This window comes from Mesorhizobium sp. M4B.F.Ca.ET.214.01.1.1, assembly GCF_004791545.1.
GTDB classification, from domain to species: domain Bacteria; phylum Pseudomonadota; class Alphaproteobacteria; order Rhizobiales; family Rhizobiaceae; genus Mesorhizobium; species Mesorhizobium abyssinicae.
On record NZ_SRUX01000230.1, the window covers coordinates 1 to 308 of the forward strand.

The 308-nt window shown below is 70.8% G+C and carries 1 pseudogene; it reads left to right on the forward strand.

Features of this window, described 5'->3' with window-relative positions:
* Positions 1-308 (forward strand): annotated as a pseudogene (locus EN857_RS34005) (RNA polymerase sigma factor SigJ); the annotation flags it as partial.

The following is a 308-nucleotide window of genomic DNA, read 5'->3' on the forward strand; positions in this document are numbered from 1 at the left end:
GCGATGCAGCCGCCTGCCGCCAGCTCGCGGCCAGAGCGCGTGAGCATGTGCGCGAGGCGCGGCCGCGCTTCAAGGTCGAGAAGCAGCGCGGGCTGGAGATCGCCGAGGCCTTCTTCAACGCGTCACGCAGCGGCGACATGAAAGCGCTCGGCGCAATGCTGAGCGCCGACGTCACCGCTCACGCCGATGGCGGCGGCAAGCGCCCGGCGGCGACCGAGCCGGCCCTTGGATTCGAGGCGGTCATGACGCAATACGCAGCCGTCGCGGCGTGGCTCAAGGACAACCGCTCGATGCTGGTCCGGTACGGC